The sequence below is a fragment of the Exiguobacterium sp. Leaf196 genome, from assembly GCF_001423965.1.
Taxonomy (GTDB): domain Bacteria; phylum Bacillota; class Bacilli; order Exiguobacteriales; family Exiguobacteriaceae; genus Exiguobacterium_A.
In genome coordinates this window covers 349,102-365,836 of record NZ_LMPV01000006.1, presented here as the reverse complement: position 1 = coordinate 365,836, position 16,735 = coordinate 349,102, and the positions used below count along the sequence as shown (strand labels likewise).

The 16,735-nt window shown below is 43.8% G+C and carries 19 protein-coding genes; 13 read left to right on the top strand and 6 right to left on the bottom strand.

What is annotated here, in order from left to right:
* Positions 1–23: 23 nt before the first annotated feature.
* Both ASG02_RS08080 and ASG02_RS08075 read left to right on the top strand, forming a co-directional pair.
* Positions 24–1,097 (top strand): ABC transporter ATP-binding protein, encoded by a 1,074-nt coding sequence (locus tag ASG02_RS08080; protein WP_035406599.1) that lies wholly within the window; start codon positions 24–26, stop codon positions 1,095–1,097.
* Positions 1,097–2,050 (top strand): ABC transporter ATP-binding protein, encoded by a 954-nt coding sequence (locus ASG02_RS08075; protein WP_035406602.1) that lies wholly within the window; start codon positions 1,097–1,099, stop codon positions 2,048–2,050. Before ASG02_RS08080 ends, ASG02_RS08075 begins: the two co-directional genes overlap by 1 nt.
* 46 nt (positions 2,051–2,096) lie before the next feature.
* Here the strand turns inward: ASG02_RS08075 and ASG02_RS08070 are convergent, their stop codons facing one another.
* Complete coding sequence (locus ASG02_RS08070; RefSeq protein ID WP_035406605.1) at positions 2,097–2,630, bottom strand: HD domain-containing protein; 534 nt, start codon at positions 2,628–2,630, stop codon at positions 2,097–2,099.
* A gap of 223 nt (positions 2,631–2,853) precedes the next feature.
* On the opposite strand from ASG02_RS08070, the gene ASG02_RS15705 reads away from it, so the two are divergent.
* The 3 genes from ASG02_RS15705 to mecA all read left to right on the top strand — a co-directional run bounded on the left by ASG02_RS15705 (position 2,854) and on the right by mecA (position 4,360).
* Entirely contained in the window at positions 2,854–2,991 is a 138-nt protein-coding gene (locus ASG02_RS15705) for a hypothetical protein (protein WP_023468890.1), read from the top strand.
* Positions 2,992–3,163: 172 nt separating this feature from the next.
* Entirely contained in the window at positions 3,164–3,562 is a 399-nt protein-coding gene (spxA, locus tag ASG02_RS08065) for a transcriptional regulator SpxA (RefSeq protein WP_012370920.1), read from the top strand.
* A gap of 171 nt (positions 3,563–3,733) precedes the next feature.
* Complete coding sequence (gene mecA, locus ASG02_RS08060; RefSeq protein WP_035406608.1) at positions 3,734–4,360, top strand: adaptor protein MecA; 627 nt, start codon at positions 3,734–3,736, stop codon at positions 4,358–4,360.
* 62 nt (positions 4,361–4,422) lie between these two features.
* Here mecA and ASG02_RS08055 read toward each other — a convergent pair whose 3' ends face one another.
* A complete protein-coding gene (locus ASG02_RS08055) occupies positions 4,423–5,145 on the bottom strand; it encodes an SDR family NAD(P)-dependent oxidoreductase (protein WP_035406611.1) in 723 nt (240 codons plus the stop codon).
* A 70-nt stretch (positions 5,146–5,215) separates the two neighbouring features.
* Between ASG02_RS08055 and cls the strand changes: the two genes are divergently transcribed.
* From cls to pepF, 3 genes are all read left to right on the top strand, one after another.
* Positions 5,216–6,727 (top strand): cardiolipin synthase, encoded by a 1,512-nt coding sequence (gene cls / locus ASG02_RS08050; protein WP_056062426.1) that lies wholly within the window; start codon positions 5,216–5,218, stop codon positions 6,725–6,727.
* Between the two features lie 18 nt (positions 6,728–6,745).
* The gene (locus ASG02_RS08045; RefSeq protein ID WP_056062423.1) at positions 6,746–7,696 is read left to right on the top strand and encodes a competence protein CoiA family protein; all 951 of its coding nucleotides are present in this window, start codon (positions 6,746–6,748) and stop codon (positions 7,694–7,696) included.
* Positions 7,697–7,760: 64 nt separating this feature from the next.
* Positions 7,761–9,563, top strand: coding sequence for an oligoendopeptidase F (gene pepF / locus ASG02_RS08040; RefSeq protein WP_035406619.1), 1,803 nt, complete (start codon positions 7,761–7,763; stop codon positions 9,561–9,563).
* 212 nt (positions 9,564–9,775) lie between these two features.
* Here the strand turns inward: pepF and ASG02_RS08035 are convergent, their stop codons facing one another.
* Both ASG02_RS08035 and ASG02_RS08030 read right to left on the bottom strand, forming a co-directional pair.
* Positions 9,776–10,567 carry a DsbA family protein gene (locus ASG02_RS08035; protein WP_050677567.1) on the bottom strand — a complete coding sequence of 264 codons (792 nt, stop codon included), beginning with the start codon at positions 10,565–10,567 and terminating at the stop codon, positions 9,776–9,778.
* Between the two features lie 94 nt (positions 10,568–10,661).
* Positions 10,662–11,243 (bottom strand): CYTH domain-containing protein, encoded by a 582-nt coding sequence (locus ASG02_RS08030; protein WP_231496835.1) that lies wholly within the window; start codon positions 11,241–11,243, stop codon positions 10,662–10,664.
* Positions 11,244–11,339: 96 nt separating this feature from the next.
* On the opposite strand from ASG02_RS08030, the gene ASG02_RS08025 reads away from it, so the two are divergent.
* The 3 genes from ASG02_RS08025 to ASG02_RS08015 are packed head-to-tail and all read left to right on the top strand — an operon-like array spanning position 11,340 to position 13,708.
* Positions 11,340–11,984 (top strand): GTP pyrophosphokinase family protein, encoded by a 645-nt coding sequence (locus tag ASG02_RS08025; RefSeq protein WP_035396676.1) that lies wholly within the window; start codon positions 11,340–11,342, stop codon positions 11,982–11,984.
* 10 nt (positions 11,985–11,994) lie between these two features.
* Positions 11,995–12,798: an NAD kinase gene (locus ASG02_RS08020; RefSeq protein ID WP_056062419.1), complete on the top strand. Its 804-nt coding sequence runs from the start codon at positions 11,995–11,997 to the stop codon at positions 12,796–12,798.
* Positions 12,799–12,823: 25 nt separating this feature from the next.
* Positions 12,824–13,708, top strand: coding sequence for an RluA family pseudouridine synthase (locus tag ASG02_RS08015; RefSeq protein ID WP_056062417.1), 885 nt, complete (start codon positions 12,824–12,826; stop codon positions 13,706–13,708).
* A gap of 54 nt (positions 13,709–13,762) precedes the next feature.
* On the opposite strand, the gene ASG02_RS08010 is transcribed toward ASG02_RS08015, so the two are convergent.
* On the bottom strand, positions 13,763–14,932 hold the full coding sequence (locus tag ASG02_RS08010; protein WP_056062414.1) for an FtsW/RodA/SpoVE family cell cycle protein: 1,170 nt from the start codon (positions 14,930–14,932) through the stop codon (positions 13,763–13,765).
* A 144-nt stretch (positions 14,933–15,076) separates the two neighbouring features.
* Here ASG02_RS08010 and fabI point away from each other — a divergent pair, with 144 nt between their 5' ends.
* Together fabI and ASG02_RS08000 are read left to right on the top strand one after the other, a co-directional pair.
* Positions 15,077–15,850: an enoyl-ACP reductase FabI gene (fabI, locus tag ASG02_RS08005; RefSeq protein ID WP_029342212.1), complete on the top strand. Its 774-nt coding sequence runs from the start codon at positions 15,077–15,079 to the stop codon at positions 15,848–15,850.
* Positions 15,851–15,969: 119 nt separating this feature from the next.
* Positions 15,970–16,188, top strand: coding sequence for a hypothetical protein (locus tag ASG02_RS08000; RefSeq protein ID WP_035406634.1), 219 nt, complete (start codon positions 15,970–15,972; stop codon positions 16,186–16,188).
* A gap of 4 nt (positions 16,189–16,192) precedes the next feature.
* Here ASG02_RS08000 and ASG02_RS07995 read toward each other — a convergent pair whose 3' ends face one another.
* Positions 16,193–16,705, bottom strand: coding sequence for a YjcG family protein (locus ASG02_RS07995; RefSeq protein ID WP_056062411.1), 513 nt, complete (start codon positions 16,703–16,705; stop codon positions 16,193–16,195).
* Between the last annotated feature and the right edge of the window lie 30 nt (positions 16,706–16,735).

Below are 16,735 nucleotides of genomic sequence, written 5' to 3'. Positions count from 1 at the left end.
GATTAGAGAGGAGCTCATCCAAAATGGAAACAATCTTGTCAGTCCGCGACCTGAATGTCGCTTTCCATACGTACGCCGGGACGGTTCAAGCCGTCCGCGGAGTATCGTTCGATTTAAAAAAAGGTGAAACACTCGCAATCGTTGGTGAGTCCGGTTCTGGTAAATCGGTTACTTCAAAAGCCATCATGCGTCTGATTCCAAATCCGCCAGGTGAAATCACAAAAGGTGAGATCTTATTCGAAGGTCGCGATTTGGTTAAGCTTTCCGATAAAGAAATGCAAAAAGTACGCGGTCGTGATATCGCAATGATCTTCCAAGATCCAATGACATCACTTAACCCGACAATGACGATCTACAAACAGATTGCCGAAGGTTTAAAACGTCACCAAGGATTGACAGGTGATGCTGCTAAAAAACGTACGCTTGAATTACTGACGCTTGTAGGGATTCCAAACCCAGAAGCACGTCTGAAACAATATCCACACCAATTGTCTGGTGGGATGCGTCAACGGATCGTCATCGCAATCGCACTTGCTTGTAATCCGAAAGTCTTGATTGCCGATGAGCCGACGACAGCACTCGATGTTACGATTCAAGCGCAAATCCTCGAGTTGTTGAAAGACATTCAACAAAAAACGGGTACAGCGATCATCTTTATCACGCACGATTTAGGTGTCGTAGCGAATATGGCCGATCGTGTAGCGGTCATGTATGCAGGTAAATTAATTGAGAAGGGTACAGTCGATGAGATTTTCTACGAGCCACGTCATCCATATACTTGGGGACTCCTTGGTTCAATGCCACGTCCATCGGATGACCGTTCACAAGATTTACCGGCGATTCCAGGAACACCACCTAACTTACTTCATCCACCAGTCGGTGACGCGTTTGCACCACGAAATAAATATGCAATGAAGATTGATTTTGAAAAAGAACCTCCTTTCTTCAAAATTACAGATACTCACGAAGCGGCGACATGGTTGCTCCACCCACAAGCACCGTATGTTGAGCCACCACTTGCAATTCGGGATCTGGCGTTGAAATACCGCCCAGATAGCGTATTCGCGAAATCGCTTCTGAAAGGCGGTCTGAAATAATGGAAAACCGTAATAAATTACTTGAAGTAAAAAACTTGAAGCAACACTTCAACATTGGACGCGGACGTGTCGTTAAAGCGGTTGATGGTTTATCATTCGATATCTATGAAGGCGAAGTACTTGGTCTTGTAGGTGAATCGGGTTGTGGTAAATCAACGACTGGTCGCTCAATCATCGGATTGTATGAGGCGACAGACGGCGAAGTCATGTTCAAAGGTGAAAACGTTCATGGTAAAAAGTCGCGTAAAGATAAACTGAAGTTCAACCGTGCGATGCAAATGATTTTCCAAGACCCTTATGCGTCACTTAACCCACGGATGACAGTCGGTGATATCATCGCTGAGGGAATTGATATTCATGGTCTAGCAAAGTCGAAAGACGAGCGGAATAACCGTGTGTACGATTTACTCGAAACAGTTGGTTTGACGAAAGAACATGCGAGCCGTTACCCACACGAGTTCTCGGGTGGTCAGCGTCAACGGATTGGAATCGCGCGTGCGCTTGCTGTAGAACCGGACTTCATCATCGCGGATGAGCCAATCTCGGCACTTGACGTATCGATTCAAGCGCAGGTCGTCAACTTGATGAAAAAACTGCAACGTGATCGTAGTTTGACTTACTTGTTCATCGCCCACGACTTATCGATGGTAAAATATATCTCGGATCGTATCGGTGTTATGTACCAAGGTCACCTCGTTGAACTATGTAGTGCGGATCGCTTATATGAGAATCCGGTCCATGCTTATACGAAATCGCTCTTGTCTGCGATTCCTCTTCCGGATCCAGAGCACGAGCGTACGCGTAAGCGGATCGTTTATGATCGTCCGACGAGTGGACCTGTTGGTAAATCAGATGAAGATTCAAGCATTCCACCACTTCGTGAAATCGAACCAGGTCATTTTGTTTCGATGACGGATGCAGAACTGGAAGCATATCAAGCGCAACTCGTATAATTGTTTAAAACAAAAGGCATTTCCACGTTGATCGTGGAAATGCCTTTTAATTTTCTGATGCAATTCGTGGAAGATGCGCGAAGCGATGAACGACAGAATCAATCGCATCAAGACGGCGCATGGCTTCATCAAAATCGATTTTTTCATAGTGATGTAGTCCGCCTGGTTGTTCTTCCAGCGTATCCGCATCGTGCACAAGTTGTTGAAGTGGTGTCCGGTTGATTGCACCAGGTGGAAGATACGAATCCGTATGCAAGAGAACGGCAAGTGCGATTTCTTTGGCACGAGCTGGTTCTTCACCAAGGCGAATCAAAAGTTTATGAGCGCGTTCAGCCCCTTTAATGGCATGAATATCATTTTGACGATAGAGATCATAGTTCCAAGTGCCATCGGTATACCATTCGTAATGCCCGATGTCATGGAGGAGTGCAGCTTTCGTAGCTGTATCCGCATCTAAACCTCGCTTCGTAGCGAGCGTCAGTGCGCGTTCAGCTACTGAAATCGCATGATTCAAGCCAGAACGGGATAAATATTTTTGAGCGATCGGATGATCGAGAATAGTGACGAGTGTTAATGACATGAATGAAAAACTCCTTCCTGAGCGTTGATATTTCTATACACTCTACAGAAAATTGAAAGAAATTGCAACTATTTTTCATTACTTAATCGACAATCTCACATATTTAATTGCTTAAAGTAGGAATAGATTTTTGATATACGTGGTATAATTACTAATGTAGAAGATGATTATTTTGCTTTCGTAGGTTGTTAGTTCTGTTTCGGACCGATTGGGGTGTCGGAATATGAAAGAACGTGACAAAAAGAAAAAGCTGAAGAAGCGCCTTTTGCGGGATATTTTAGAGAAAAAACTAAAAGAAATGAAACTTCCTAAAGCAAAAGAAACGATTTCTCAGCCATTTGATCACACGCCAGCTTGTTAAAGCCACGTGGTGGCTTTAACAAGCTTTTTTACGAAAAGTTCTTTCATCTTTATAAAAAAGCTAGGTTTTCTGCTTTATTAGATGTAAACTGTCAAGTAATAGAACCATCATCGATATCTATGTATTCACTTAGGTGTTAAATGATGTTAAATCAGGGGGAGGATGTTTTTCAATGGTAACACTCTATACTTCACCAAGTTGTACTTCTTGTCGGAAAGCACGCGCGTGGCTTGAAGAACATGAAATCCCGTTCGTAGAACGTAATATTTTTTCAGAACCATTATCGCTCGATGAAATCAAACAGATTCTTCGAATGACGGAAGATGGAACGGACGAGATTATCTCAACGCGTTCAAAAGTCTTCTCGAAACTCGATGTTTCCGTTGAAAACTTATCGTTGCAGCACCTATACGATTTAATTCAAGAATATCCTGGATTATTGCGTCGTCCGATTTTGATTGACGAAAAACGTCTTCAAGTAGGATATAACGAGGATGAAATCCGTCGATTCTTACCACGCAAGGTGCGTACATTCCAACTTTTGGAAGCACAGCGTCTTGTAAACGAGTAATTTTAAAAAGCACGCTGCTTCGTGAGCAGTGTGCTTTTTGTTACCGATAAAAAAGGTTAAAATAAAGACAACAAAGGAATAGAAATATATCCTTCGGATTCGAAAGTGTGAATCCAAGTCATGTCCTCGTTCGTATTCTAGATAAGGAACGAGAAGAAAGGAGTGGACAGATTGAAAATCGAACGCGTCAATGACAATACGGTCAAGTTCTTCATCACTTATACTGACATCGAACGCCGTGGTTTTGCCCGAGATGAGATTTGGTATAATCGGGAACGGGGAGAACAGTTATTCTGGCAGATGATGGACGAAGCGAATGAAAAAGAGTCCATCTCCTTCGAAGGTCCACTATGGATACAAGTGCAAGCTTTTGAAAAAGGTCTTGAAGTCACTGTAACGATCGCAAAAAATGCAGTCGATGGTGAGCAAGTCGATGAAGACGAACTCGATTCACTTTTACGATCAGCGATGTCTGAGACAGAAGATAAAGATACAGAATTAAGCCAGGATGTCTTATTCGAAACTCATGATTTCGAGCATATCATTGCGCTTAGTCAATATGCGAATGCTCCTGTCTTCGCAGAACTTGAAACAGCGCTTTACCAAAAGGATGGACTCTATCTACTACATGTTCATTTCGAAGATGATGTGAATGTAGAAGCACAAGAAAATGTCATGAGTTTAATTGCCGAATATCTTCATTTCAGCGAACAAACGATTCATCCTGTCGCTGAATATGGAAAACAAATCATTGCTTCAGACGTCTTTGCCTTTATTCGGAAATACTTTCCGAATTAAAGGAACTAAAAGTGCGAGTAAAAGGAGGATCACGAATCGTGATACCTCCTTTTATTCTGACATTAAGTGAGGGTATAACCACCGTCTACGATAAGGGCTTGCCCATTGATGTAACTCGCTTTATTCGAGAGTAAGAAACAAACGACCTCTGCGATTTCAGAAGGTTGTGCAGGTTCGCCACGAAGATGATGCTTCATCGCAAGATCAAACTTATCTTTCCCGCCATATAATGCGTGGCTCAATGATGTGTCGACCGGTCCCGGACAAATGGCATTAAAACGATACTTGCCATGGAAGCGGGCAGCGTATGTCTTTGTCAGTGTCAATAAAGCGCTCTTAGACGATGCATAGGGTAAGAGCATGGCGGGAAACTTGACGTGACCGACGATCGCGCTATTATTGACGATAGAGGCACCTTTTGAGAAACGTTTCGTCGCGAGCTGGATGATTCGTTCAGGGGCATGATAATTCACTTGGAACACTTCTTTTTGTTGATCGGAGATTCTCTCGGGTGCGACGGGTTTTCCAAATGTCCCTGCATTATTAAAAATCCCGTCGATTTCTGGAAAATCTTCGAGTGTTTCTTCAAAGAACCTGTCGATGGCAGAGGAATCAGTCAAGTCGACAGGGAAGAAATATAAACGTCCTTCTCCGCTAGATTCAAGAGAAGCTCCTTTGTCTTGATTACGACCAATGGCAAGAATGGTATGACCTTCTCGAATCAGTTGGAGGGCAGTTGCTTCTCCGATTCCACTTGTTGCACCAGTAATGATATACGTACCCATTTAAACGCTTCCTTTCTGTCATGAGTTCTTAACTACAATTTTTACAACATACATAAAAGGAGGGGGATTCATGCTACGACGTGTACAACTTCTCATGACCCTCATCTTGACCATCGGTTTAATCGCCTTTTTATCCTACTATTGGAGCGTCTATATGGTAGGCTGGCTGTCCATCGTCATCATTTTGGTCGTCATGAGCGTGTTCGTCATCATTTTGCTTGAAAATCGTAACCCAGAACGAACACTCGTCTGGGCACTTGTCATGATGGCACTACCTGTTGTCGGCGTGTTTGTTTATTTTACGTTTGGTCAGAACTACCGCCGGAAACGAATGTTTCGATTGAAAGCAATGCTTGATGAAGAGTCTTATATTAAATACCGTACCCAGTTTAAAACAGCAGTACACCAATCAGTGTTCCAAGAAGGACATTATGGAAAAGTTGTCACACTTATCGATTCGATCAGTCGACTTCCGATTTCGTATAATACACATACAAGAATTTTGACGAATGGTCAGGAGAAATTTCCGATTCTTTTAGAAGAGATTCGTCAAGCACAACATCATATCCATTTGGAATACTATATCGTACGGGATGACGAGCTCGCATTGCAGTTACAGGAAGTATTGATTGAAAAGGCACAACAAGGAATTGAAGTCCGTTTTCTTTATGATGCCGTCGGGTGTTTTTCGACAGATAAGCATTATTTCAAGAAGATGCAGGAGGCAGGTGTTGAAGTTCGGGCATTCTTCCCTGTCGTATTACCGTTCATTTCGAGTAAGTCCAACTACCGAAATCATCGGAAGATCGTTGTCATTGATGGAACAGTTGCTTTTACGGGTGGAATTAACGTTGGGGACGAGTATATCGGTCGCGATCAGCATTTTGGATTTTGGCGTGATACGCATCTTCTTGTACGCGGAGAAGCTGTTTCTGAACTTCAATTGATTTTCCTCCAAGACTGGTACTATATGACGGGGGAACGCCTGTTTACACCGTTTTATATGGAACCACTGGAATATGTCGATGAAGCAACGGGAGGCGTTCAAATCATTGCCAGTGGACCTGATGAGCCACATGAGGCAATGAAGTCACTTTACTTCGGACTCATCACAGAAGCGCGTGAATCTGTTTACATTGCATCTCCATATTTAATACCAGATGAAGATTTGATGACAGCACTAAAGACAGCCGCTATGTCTGGAATTGATGTTCGTATTCTTCTGCCAAGCTTTCCGGATCATAAAATCGTATTTTATGCGAGTCGCTCTTACTTTGATGATTTACTCCAGGCTGGTGTGAAAATCTATGAGTATAACAAAGGATTCATGCATTCGAAAGTCATCGTCGTGGATGACGCCATCGCAACGATTGGAACAGCAAATATGGATTTACGGAGTTTTCATTTGAATTTCGAGGTAAATGCTTTTTTATATGGAACAAATTCGGTTCATCAATTAACACGTGATTTTTATGAGGATTTTAGCCAGTCTACACAAGTTGATGCTGATTTGTTTCATCGTCGTCCATTACGCCGCCGTTTAGTTGAATCAATTTCACGCTTATTCTCACCGCTACTCTAGCAAAAGGGGACGATGCTGATGTTTGAAGCCATTGATGGGTCAGGTAAACGCATTCTGATTCATAGGTTTTCTGTCCATGAATTAAAAGCGATGTCCTTACGTTGTCCGTATTGTCTGAAGCCATTGCGCGTCAGGCAGGGACGACGACCACATTTTGCACATATCTCAGCATGTTCAGGAGAAAGTAGCTTACATGTATCTTGGAAACGACGAATTGCAGATTCGTTGATGAATGCAGGCGTTCGCGTCGAGACCGAATGGACGATTGGACAGCGACGCTTCGACCTGTGGATTCCGGAAAAAGAGATTGGGATTGAAATTCAGCGTTCTCCGATGTCGGCAGATGAATGGATTAGACGAGCAAGACTTGATGCGAAACAAGGACAAACGGTTCGTTGGATTGGGTTTCATCCGTCACATGGTGTCACATTTCGTTTACAAGGATGGATGCGTCAAGCCTTCTTAGAAAATGAGTATTTGGACTTGATTGTTGACAATCAAATCCGACGGTTTCGACATCCGCTCCCTTTTGCGAAACATTATGTCTATTGTACCGTTCAATCCCTTTCATTATCCGACTTCCTTTCGACGGAACTTCCGTCATTTCCTCGGAAATTTTCAATGGCTCGATGGCAAGGAATCGTCTTGCGCTATCGACATCGTCCTTTTTATCCTTCGTTACCTCCACGAATGCTTAAACTTCCATTATATGAGGCAGGGTTTCATCTTCTGAATCTGCCGTCATCGGTCTTTCTTCCGATCAGTCACTTATTATCGTATCCCGTTCATCCTTTTGAGTTTCAAATGGCAGTCTTTTTGCGGTTAAAAGGGGTTTATTCCTCTACTGCTTTAGAACAGGCCGTCTTTCATTTACTTCATCGATTGGATATCCCGTTTGAACGACCGATAATCGATTTACTTATCACGGAATGGTTAGAGCGGATCGAGGAGGCGAATCGGCTGTTTTAGCAGGAGCAATTCGATTGTTTGTCGAAAAGAAAACAGGTATAACTGAATTAAAGGAGTGAGGGAAATGGCAGAAGTATTAACACGTCAAGATGTTGACGTTTCAGAAACTTGGAATCTAGAATCGATTTATGCATCAAACGAAGCGTGGGAAGAAGAATTTGAATCGGTGAAAGCGATGCTTCCATTACTCGTCGAGTATAAGGGTCGTCTTGGACAAAGTGCGGACACACTCTATGAAGGGTTACAGTTACGAGACGAAGTCTCAAGACGTCTTTATAAGCTCTATACATACGCGCACATGCGTTACGACGAAAATACAGCGGATAGCTTCTATCAAGCCATGAACGACCGTGCTCGGACGCTTGCGTCACAAATCGGAGCCACACTTGCTTTCATGACACCGGAATTGTTAGCTGTACCTGAAACAACGATAGAAGCGTATCTTAATGAGAATGCAGACCTTGCGATGTACCGTCATGCATTTGATGAGTTGAACCAAGAACGCGAGCATGTGTTGACGGAAGCGGAAGAAGCGATTCTAGCGAAGGCGGGAGAAGTTCTCGGTCAATCCGGTACGACATTCGGTATGCTGAATAATGCAGATTTGACATTCCCGAAAATTAAGGGGGAAGACGGGGAAGAGACAGAATTGACACATGGTCGTTTCATCACATTCCTTGAATCATCTGATCGTTCGGTGCGTGAAGCCGCATTTAAAGCGATGTACGGAACGTATGCGAAATACACGAATACGCTCGCCTCAACTCTTGCTGGGTCAGTTAAGAAAGACAACTTCTATGCAGATGTTCGGAAGTTCCCTTCGGCACGCGCGGCAGCCTTACATGGTAATGCAATCCCTGAATCCGTTTATGATGGGTTGGTTGAAGCGGTACATGAGCACTTACCATTGCTTCATCGCTATGTTGCCTTACGTAAACGGGTCCTCGGTCTTGATGAGTTACACATGTACGATATGTATACCCCCCTCGTTTCTGAGGTCGAGATGAAGGTCTCTTATGAAGAAGCGAAACAATTGATGGTCGAAGGGCTCGCGCCGCTTGGAGCAGAATATAAACATATTCTCGAAGAAGGGTTGTCTGAGCGCTGGGTTGATGTCCGGGAAACGCGTGGTAAACGGAGTGGAGCATACTCTTCTGGTGCTTACGATACACAACCATTCATTTTGATGAACTGGCAAGATAACATCAATAATCTCTTTACGCTCGCACATGAATTCGGACATTCGGTTCATAGCTACTACACGCGGAAATCTCAACCATATCCATATGGCGATTATTCAATCTTCGTCGCTGAAGTCGCTTCAACGACAAATGAAGCGTTGTTAAACGACTATCTATTGAAGAAAGTGACGGATCGTAAAGAAAAACTTTATCTATTAAACAATCAACTTGAAACATTCCGCGGTACATTGTTCCGACAAACGATGTTCGCTGAGTTCGAACATGCGATTCATGATGCGGCGCGTCTTGGACAATCGTTGACACCAGAATTCTTGACGTCAACGTATTATGCCTTGAATCAAAAATACTTCGGAGAAGAGATTGTATTAGATGAAGAGATTGGTTTGGAGTGGGCTCGGATTCCACACTTCTATTACAATTACTATGTCTATCAGTATGCAACAGGCATTTCGGCTGCTGCTGCTTTGACGGATCAAATCCTAGAAGAAGGACAACCGGCTGTAGAACGTTACATCAATAATTTCTTAAAAGCGGGATCAAGCGATTATCCAATCGAAGTACTAAAAGCTGCTGGTGTTGATATGACAACAAAAGCACCAGTTGAAGCAGCACTTCGTCAATTTGAACGTGTCCTAGATGAATTCGAAGCTTTATTAGCAGAGTGACATCTTTGTGACAAAGTGAACAAAGTGTGGAAAAGAAAAAAGACTCACGGTATACTTATATTGTGAAGAGGGTCACATTCCCCAGTCGATTCTCTTTTTCCCCCATCCAATGGTCAAAAGAAGAAGTCCTTCTCGTCATGAAGGACTTCTTCTTTTTCTATGAGTGAATACCAAAAAAGGACAGTGAAGCTTGCTCCACTGTCCTTTTTGTATTAAGCATGTGCTGAATCTTTTAAATGACGCCATACTTTTCCATCACAGTACGATAGAGAAGCACATTTCTGTTGTAAGACCAGTTTTTTTAGTTCGTGTTCAATCTGGGATTCAGGAGCGTCATAAATAAAGGCGATTTCAGCCGTAGTTGCTGTTTCATACCGTCTCAAGAATTGTTCAAGTGGTGGCTTCGGTTGTTTTTCAATCGTATGATCTAGCAGTTCACTTAAGATCGATACATAGACCAAATACTCATAAGGACCTTCTGCCTTAATGGCTTCCTCATCTCCAACGAAAGCGAGTGTCGGAAGAATTCGGACATCCCATTCCGTGACCAGTTCAGTCTCTTTCTCGAGCATTTGCTGAATCGTATCCGACGAGACATCACGGTGGAATTCATCTAAATCCAAACCATACTCTGTCAATGCTTCGGCTAACCGCATCAATGATGGCCGACTATAAGCACTTTCTCCTTCGACGTTATGAAGCATTCGAAGGCGTCGCATGAATCGCATACCAAACGTTTTTCCTTGAAGCTCAATTGCTTTTAGAATGACGAGTGGTGACATGTCACATGCGGATCGTGATGGAGCACATGGAATCGTTGCAATCGTCCGAAGACGGAACAGATGACCATATTCTAGTTCTAACTTCTTGAGAACGGGTATCAACCGTAAACCATCCGTTTGTGTCACATCTAGAAAATGATAGATTTCCAGAGGTTTCGTCGGTTGTTGAATCGATGGTTCGTCCAATGAACAATAAGATCCGTTACATTGTGCGTGTTCCATCCGTTCACCCCTTCCTGTTGTTATCGTTACCCTATTTTAGCAACGAAAAAAAAGAAAGAGCAAAGGTTTTGCTTGTTCATTCTTACACGAAAAATCAAGAAAGCGCTTTACGTTCCATGAAGCGAACGATTTTATTTTTTGTTTTGCGCTGTGGAATGTCGTGTTCTGAAAGAATTCGCTCGAAATCCTTTTGCCCTTGTTCGAAGTTGCTGACCTCAAACTCTAACTCATAATCGGTATGTCCGAGATAGCGACTTTTATCAAGGACGAGTAAGCCTTCTGGAAGTACCGTCTCGATGCGTTCGGTTTCTAAACGTCCTAAATGTTCCAACGAACCTTGCAAGTCAAAAGACGACAACTGGTGATTCATCTCTTCGGAGTGAATCAGACCGTATTTGAATAGATCTTCCGCTTCACTTGCTGATAGTGTGACATGTGTTTCAAGCAATCCATTTTCATGAGGTTGTTTTAAAGTAAGGACGAGTCCTTGTTTTTTTTCACGTATCCGTAAGGCAGCACCTTTTTTTCGAAGTTCGAAATCAGGCGTATCAAAATAATCATTTGCTTGCCAAATGGGTTGTTTAGTTGACGCATAATGGGTAAATAACGATAGATATTCTTGTTCAGACAATAAGTTCTTGAATTCGATTTCCAATTCTTGTCTAATCGGAATCACGCCTTTCTAGTTGAATGTCTGAAAATATGATAACATGAATGAGGTAGGAACAGGCACTGAACCAATACTATTCGATTAAAAGTGGTGACAAATCAGATGACAAAAGAAAATTGGGATTTATTTCTTGCGCCGTATCAAATCGCGGTCGATGAGTTGAAAGTAAAGCTAAAAGCGATTCGTAAACAATTTCAGCAACGGGGAGAGCATTCACCGATTGAATTTGTCACAGGACGGGTCAAACCTGTAAAAAGCATTCTTCAAAAAGCAGAACGAAAAGCAATTGCGCGTGAATCATTGGAACAAGATATGCAGGATATTGCCGGATTACGCATCATGTGTCAATTCGTCGATGATATCATTCATGTTCTTGAACTATTACGTTCGCGCGGTGATTTTAAAATCGTCGAGGAACGTAACTACATCACTCAAAAGAAGGATAGTGGTTATCGATCGTATCATGTCATCATTGCTTATCCAGTACAGACGATCGAAGGTGAAGTACCGACATTAGTCGAGATTCAAATTCGTACGCTTGCGATGAACTTTTGGGCGACGATCGAACACTCGTTAAATTACAAGTACCAAGGGAACATTCCGGAAGAAACACGGGAGCGCCTGCGGCGTGCGGCAGAAGCGGCATTTTTGCTTGACGCGGAGATGAGTCAATTGAAAGTAGAAATTCAAGACGCGCAACTCGTCTTTCAACGCGACGCTAAGGCGTCGGAACGATTAAAAGAGTAGGGGGATGACCATGCGTTTTGCAATCACGGCTCGTGATGATGAGCGTTCTCATGCGCTAAAACAACAACTCGAGCAGGCGTTGACGGAGCGGGGATGTGTGCTTGATGTCAGTCAACCGGAAATCGTCGTTTCAATCGGGGGGGACGGGACAATGTTACAAGCGTTCCATTCGTATCTCGATCAAGTAGAGACGATTACCCTTGTAGGGATTCATACAGGGCACCTTGGTTTTTATGCGGATTGGCGTCCTGAAGAGATGGATGAGTTGATTGATCATATCGCGAAGCAGGATTTAGCGACGGTCGAATACCCGCTGCTTGAACTATCAATTGACTATGCGGATGGCTCGCATAATCAACTGCTTGCTTTGAACGAGTGTACGATCAAAAGTTTCAATCAAACACTCGTCTGCGATTTATCGATTCGAGGCGACTATTTCGAAACGTTTCGAGGTGACGGGTTATGTGTATCGACACCCTCTGGTTCGACAGCGTACAATAAAGCACTCGGCGGTGCGATCGTCCACCCGGCACTCGAAGCGATCCAAATCACAGAAATGGCTTCGATCAATAATCGTGTTTACCGGACGATCGGCTCACCGATGTTGTTACCGAAACATCATGATGTCGAAATTCGTCCCGTCAATCCGATTGATTTTCAGATGACCTATGACCACTATGCTTCGATTGTCCATCAAAATGTGACATCGATCCGGTGTCGGGTATCAGATAAAAAAGTGAAATTTGCTCGTTTTCGTTCTTTCCCGTTTTGGCAACGGGTGCGGGAATCTTTCCTAGCAGACGAAAGACGTTGACGCAGTATGTAAAGGAAATGGAAACATGAATGGATTTCAGCTACAACAGACGGTTACTGATATCGAGGATGGCTGGCGCGTCAGTCATTTTTGTACGACCCGTCTAGGTATCTCACGAAAAATGTTAGTATCAATCAAAAATCATGGAGATATCACGCGGAACGGTCATCATGTCAACGTCCACGACGTCTTGTGCGCGGGTGACCGTGTCCACGTCTTCTTCCCGGAAGAAACACCAGCACCGGACATGGTAGCGACAGAAGGGGAACTCGATATTTTGTTTGAAGATGATTGGTTACTCGTCGTCAATAAACCACCAGGGATGGCATCGATTCCGTCACGATTGCATCCGGAACACTCATTGTCGAATTATGTTCTTGGTTATTATCGAAAACAAGGAATTCCGTATGCGATCCATATCGTCAATCGACTCGATCGAGACACGAGTGGTCTCGTCTTATTCGCAAAACACGGACTTGCCCACCACCGGATGAGTCTCATGCAACGATCGAACGAATTAGAGCGGCATTATTTAGCCTATGCACCCGGACATGTGCCGGTACAAACGATTAATCAACCAATCGGTCAAACCGATCATTCCTTCATGGAACGAATGGTACGACCGGATGGTCAACGGGCCATTACGCATATTTTAAATAGTCGACGGGTCCAAGCCTTGGATCGAGAGTTTTCCTTACTAAATATTCGACTAGAGACGGGACGGACGCACCAAATTCGTGTCCATCTTGCCTTTTTAGGACATCCTTTGATTGGAGATACGATGTATCAGGGTGAACCATTGCTCCCGCGTCAAGCACTCCATAGCGCATCAGCGACGTTCCTTCACCCTGCGACAGGAGAACGTGTCCGATTTGAAGCGCCGCTTCCCGAAGATCTTCGATTAGAATAATGGACATACGAGAAAAGGCAGTGGAGTTAATCCACTGCCTTTTCTCGTATGCGATTAATCTTCATCAAACATGGAAATCCGAGACTGAGAAGCGATTGCCATAATTAATCCTAGACCGACGAGGTTTACGATCATCGTTGATCCACCATAACTGATGAATGGTAGGGGAAGACCTGTGATCGGTAAGACACCGATCGTCATTCCGATGTTCTGGAAGATTTGGAACGTGAACATGGCGACATACCCTGTCACGATATAGGTACCAAATGGATCTGCCGTCTCAAGAGCAATTTGAATTAAGCGATAGACGAATAGGAATAAGACGATCAATACGATGGCAGCCCCGATGAAACCATAGTGGGAGGCAATCGTCGTAAAGATGAAGTCCGTATGCAGTTCCGGAACGAATACCTGCAGTTTTCCGTATCCAACCCCAAACATTTGACCAGAACCTGTTGCATTGATTGCTTGGACGAGCTGATACGAGAGATCATCCGCATATTCAAAAGGTTGCAACCAAGCCATGATCCGGTTCATCGCGTGACCTGGAAAAAACGTTGCGAGTAAGTCGTTGTGGAAATAAAACAGGTAAAAGAAGATGATGACAGAACCTGCGAACAGGGCAAACATCGTCAAGAGCCATTTCCAGTTCAGTCCAGATAACAACATGGCACATGCAAGAATGACACATAAGATCAAACCGATCCCTAAATCGGGTTGGATGATAATGAGACCAAGTGGCAAAGCCGTGACAGCAACCATTTTAACGAGCAATAAGAAGTCGCGTTCGTGTTGAACATAACGGGCATTGTGCTCGGTGATGACAGCTGCCAGCGAAACAATCAAAAAGAATTTCATGAACTCAGCCGGTTGAACTGTACCAATGACCGGGAATTGATACCACCCGTATGCCCCTTTGATTTCAGTAACGACTGGAGTGTTTCGAAGAACAACAAGACCAATCAATGACAGGATACCAGCTCCGTATAAAAACCAGTGGAATCGCTTCAACTGTTCATAATCGATGAAAATGACGACGGATAACGCCATGAAACCGATGACATACCACTGAATTTGTTTGGCGGAGAAGTTGATGGCACTGATGGCGCCTTTAAGCGAAGGTTGGGCCGTGTAGATGGCGATGACGCTGATGACCATCAGACAGGCGAGTAAAAACAACAACGTATGATCATAACGTTGTGTAAATGATTTGAATCGATTCATTTCATCCCTACTTTCTATCACTTTATATATTACCGTAATTTATCAAATCCGCAATATCAAGAGCGATGGTTGACAGAAGCGTTACGTTTTTGTAACCTGAAGATAGGTTTTATTACCAGGTACTAATTCAAGGGGGACTTTATCATGAATATTTATCCTTCACTCGAAGGCAAGACGTACGTCGTCATGGGCGTCATCAACCAACGTTCGATTGCATGGGGCATCGCACGTGCACTCGACGCTGCTGGAGCAAGCCTCGCATTTACATATGTCGGGGAACGTTTCAAAGCACCACTTGAAAAATTAGGACAGGAATTATCACGTCCGGCTTCTTATTATACGTGTGATGTCACGAGTGATGAAGAAATCGAACAGGTCTTCCAGACGATCCATGCGGATCACGGTAAGATTTCAGGAATCGCTCACTCAATCGCATTCGCGGATAAAGAAGCACTTCGTGGTGAATTTTCTGGTGTGACACGTGAACAGTTCGCGCAAGCACTTGATATCTCTGCCTACAGTCTGACGGCAGTCGTCAAGGCAGCGAAAGACTTCTTTACAGAAGACGCATCTGTCATCACATTGACGTACCTTGGTGGTGAGAAGATGGTTCCGAACTACAACGTCATGGGTGTTGCGAAAGCAGCATTAGATGCTAGCGTTCGTTATCTCGCTGCTGAATACGGACAGCAAGGTGTTCGTGTCAATGCGATCTCTGCTGGTCCGATCCGGACAGTTTCAGCAAAAGGTGTTGGCGATTTCAACTCAATCCTTGATAGCATCGAAGAACGCGCGCCACTTCACCGTAACGTTACGACGGAACAAATCGGTCAGAGTGGATTATTCTTACTTTCGCAAATGTCGAGTGGTGTAACAGGAGAAATCCTTCACGTCGATAGTGGATTCCACATTCTGTAATAGGTGATTTAGTGAACCGGGCTTCCCTTAGGAGGGGAGCTTGGTTTTTTTTGTGCTTAATCGGGGAAGTGTCAATTATAAACAACGTTAGAATTAGAAGGGGAGAGGAAGTGCAGAGGATGAACGCAATCGATTTTACGGTCGTACAATATGTGAATCGTCAAGTACGAGTCGACCCACAACTGAAAACTGAACCGGTCGCAAGGGTTCAACCGATACGCCCAGTCGATCCTTATCGAGAACATGAAACGCAAGATTTTTTAGAAGAACAGGCGAATGCATATGGAGTGTTACCAGAACTAAAACTTCCCGGTCGAAGCTTCGACCGGGAAGTTTAATCATTCATTGACCTGTAAAGCGGAATGTCTCGTAGACACTCCAAGCTCCATTTTCCAGTTCATACAATAAAGCCATTTTCGTGACATCTTCTTGGAAACGGATATCTTCCATCTTGAGACGTTCTAGTACATCGAACAATTCGACATCCGACAGTTCTTGACCAATCGTGATATGTGGCAAGAAATCGTATTTCGGATTATGTGCGAGTGGTCCTGTATGCAAGGCGCGATGTAATTGTTCTAACTCATCCGATGGCATTACTTTAAGGAACAAGACATTGTTCGTCGGATGGAACGACCGTGCTCCTTGGATGTGCAGATTGACCGGTTTCGTTTCAGACGCGATTCGATTTAACTCTGTCACGATGTGATCTAATTCTGTCTCATCGACTCCCATCCGCTCTCGTAACGTGATGTGCGGTGTGATCAGTGAATACTTCGAGTCATATCTCTTTCGGTATGAATTGGCAAAATCTTGAACGCGTTTCGATGGAAACAATACAACCCCGATGTTCATCGAAAATCCCCTACTTTCCCCTGAAATGAT

Bases quoted from the DNA above. Each gene is read 5' to 3' on its own strand.
- fabI (WP_029342212.1), top strand. From the start codon at position 15,077: ATGAATATTTATCCTTCACTCGAAGGCAAGACGTACGTCGTCATGGGC.
- ASG02_RS15705 (WP_023468890.1), top strand. From the start codon at position 2,854: ATGAAAGAACGTGACAAAAAGAAAAAGCTGAAGAAGCGCCTTTTGCGG.
- ASG02_RS08000 (WP_035406634.1), top strand. From the start codon at position 15,970: ATGAACGCAATCGATTTTACGGTCGTACAATATGTGAATCGTCAAGTA.
- spxA (WP_012370920.1), top strand. From the start codon at position 3,164: ATGGTAACACTCTATACTTCACCAAGTTGTACTTCTTGTCGGAAAGCA.
- ASG02_RS08045 (WP_056062423.1), top strand. From the start codon at position 6,746: ATGTTTGAAGCCATTGATGGGTCAGGTAAACGCATTCTGATTCATAGG.
- ASG02_RS08055 (WP_035406611.1), bottom strand. From the start codon at position 5,145: ATGGGTACGTATATCATTACTGGTGCAACAAGTGGAATCGGAGAAGCA.
- ASG02_RS08070 (WP_035406605.1), bottom strand. From the start codon at position 2,630: ATGTCATTAACACTCGTCACTATTCTCGATCATCCGATCGCTCAAAAA.
- ASG02_RS08080 (WP_035406599.1), top strand. From the start codon at position 24: ATGGAAACAATCTTGTCAGTCCGCGACCTGAATGTCGCTTTCCATACG.
- pepF (WP_035406619.1), top strand. From the start codon at position 7,761: ATGGCAGAAGTATTAACACGTCAAGATGTTGACGTTTCAGAAACTTGG.
- ASG02_RS07995 (WP_056062411.1), bottom strand. From the start codon at position 16,705: ATGAACATCGGGGTTGTATTGTTTCCATCGAAACGCGTTCAAGATTTT.
- ASG02_RS08075 (WP_035406602.1), top strand. From the start codon at position 1,097: ATGGAAAACCGTAATAAATTACTTGAAGTAAAAAACTTGAAGCAACAC.
- ASG02_RS08015 (WP_056062417.1), top strand. From the start codon at position 12,824: ATGAATGGATTTCAGCTACAACAGACGGTTACTGATATCGAGGATGGC.
- ASG02_RS08035 (WP_050677567.1), bottom strand. From the start codon at position 10,567: ATGGAACACGCACAATGTAACGGATCTTATTGTTCATTGGACGAACCA.
- cls (WP_056062426.1), top strand. From the start codon at position 5,216: ATGCTACGACGTGTACAACTTCTCATGACCCTCATCTTGACCATCGGT.
- ASG02_RS08020 (WP_056062419.1), top strand. From the start codon at position 11,995: ATGCGTTTTGCAATCACGGCTCGTGATGATGAGCGTTCTCATGCGCTA.
- ASG02_RS08010 (WP_056062414.1), bottom strand. From the start codon at position 14,932: ATGAATCGATTCAAATCATTTACACAACGTTATGATCATACGTTGTTG.
- ASG02_RS08025 (WP_035396676.1), top strand. From the start codon at position 11,340: ATGACAAAAGAAAATTGGGATTTATTTCTTGCGCCGTATCAAATCGCG.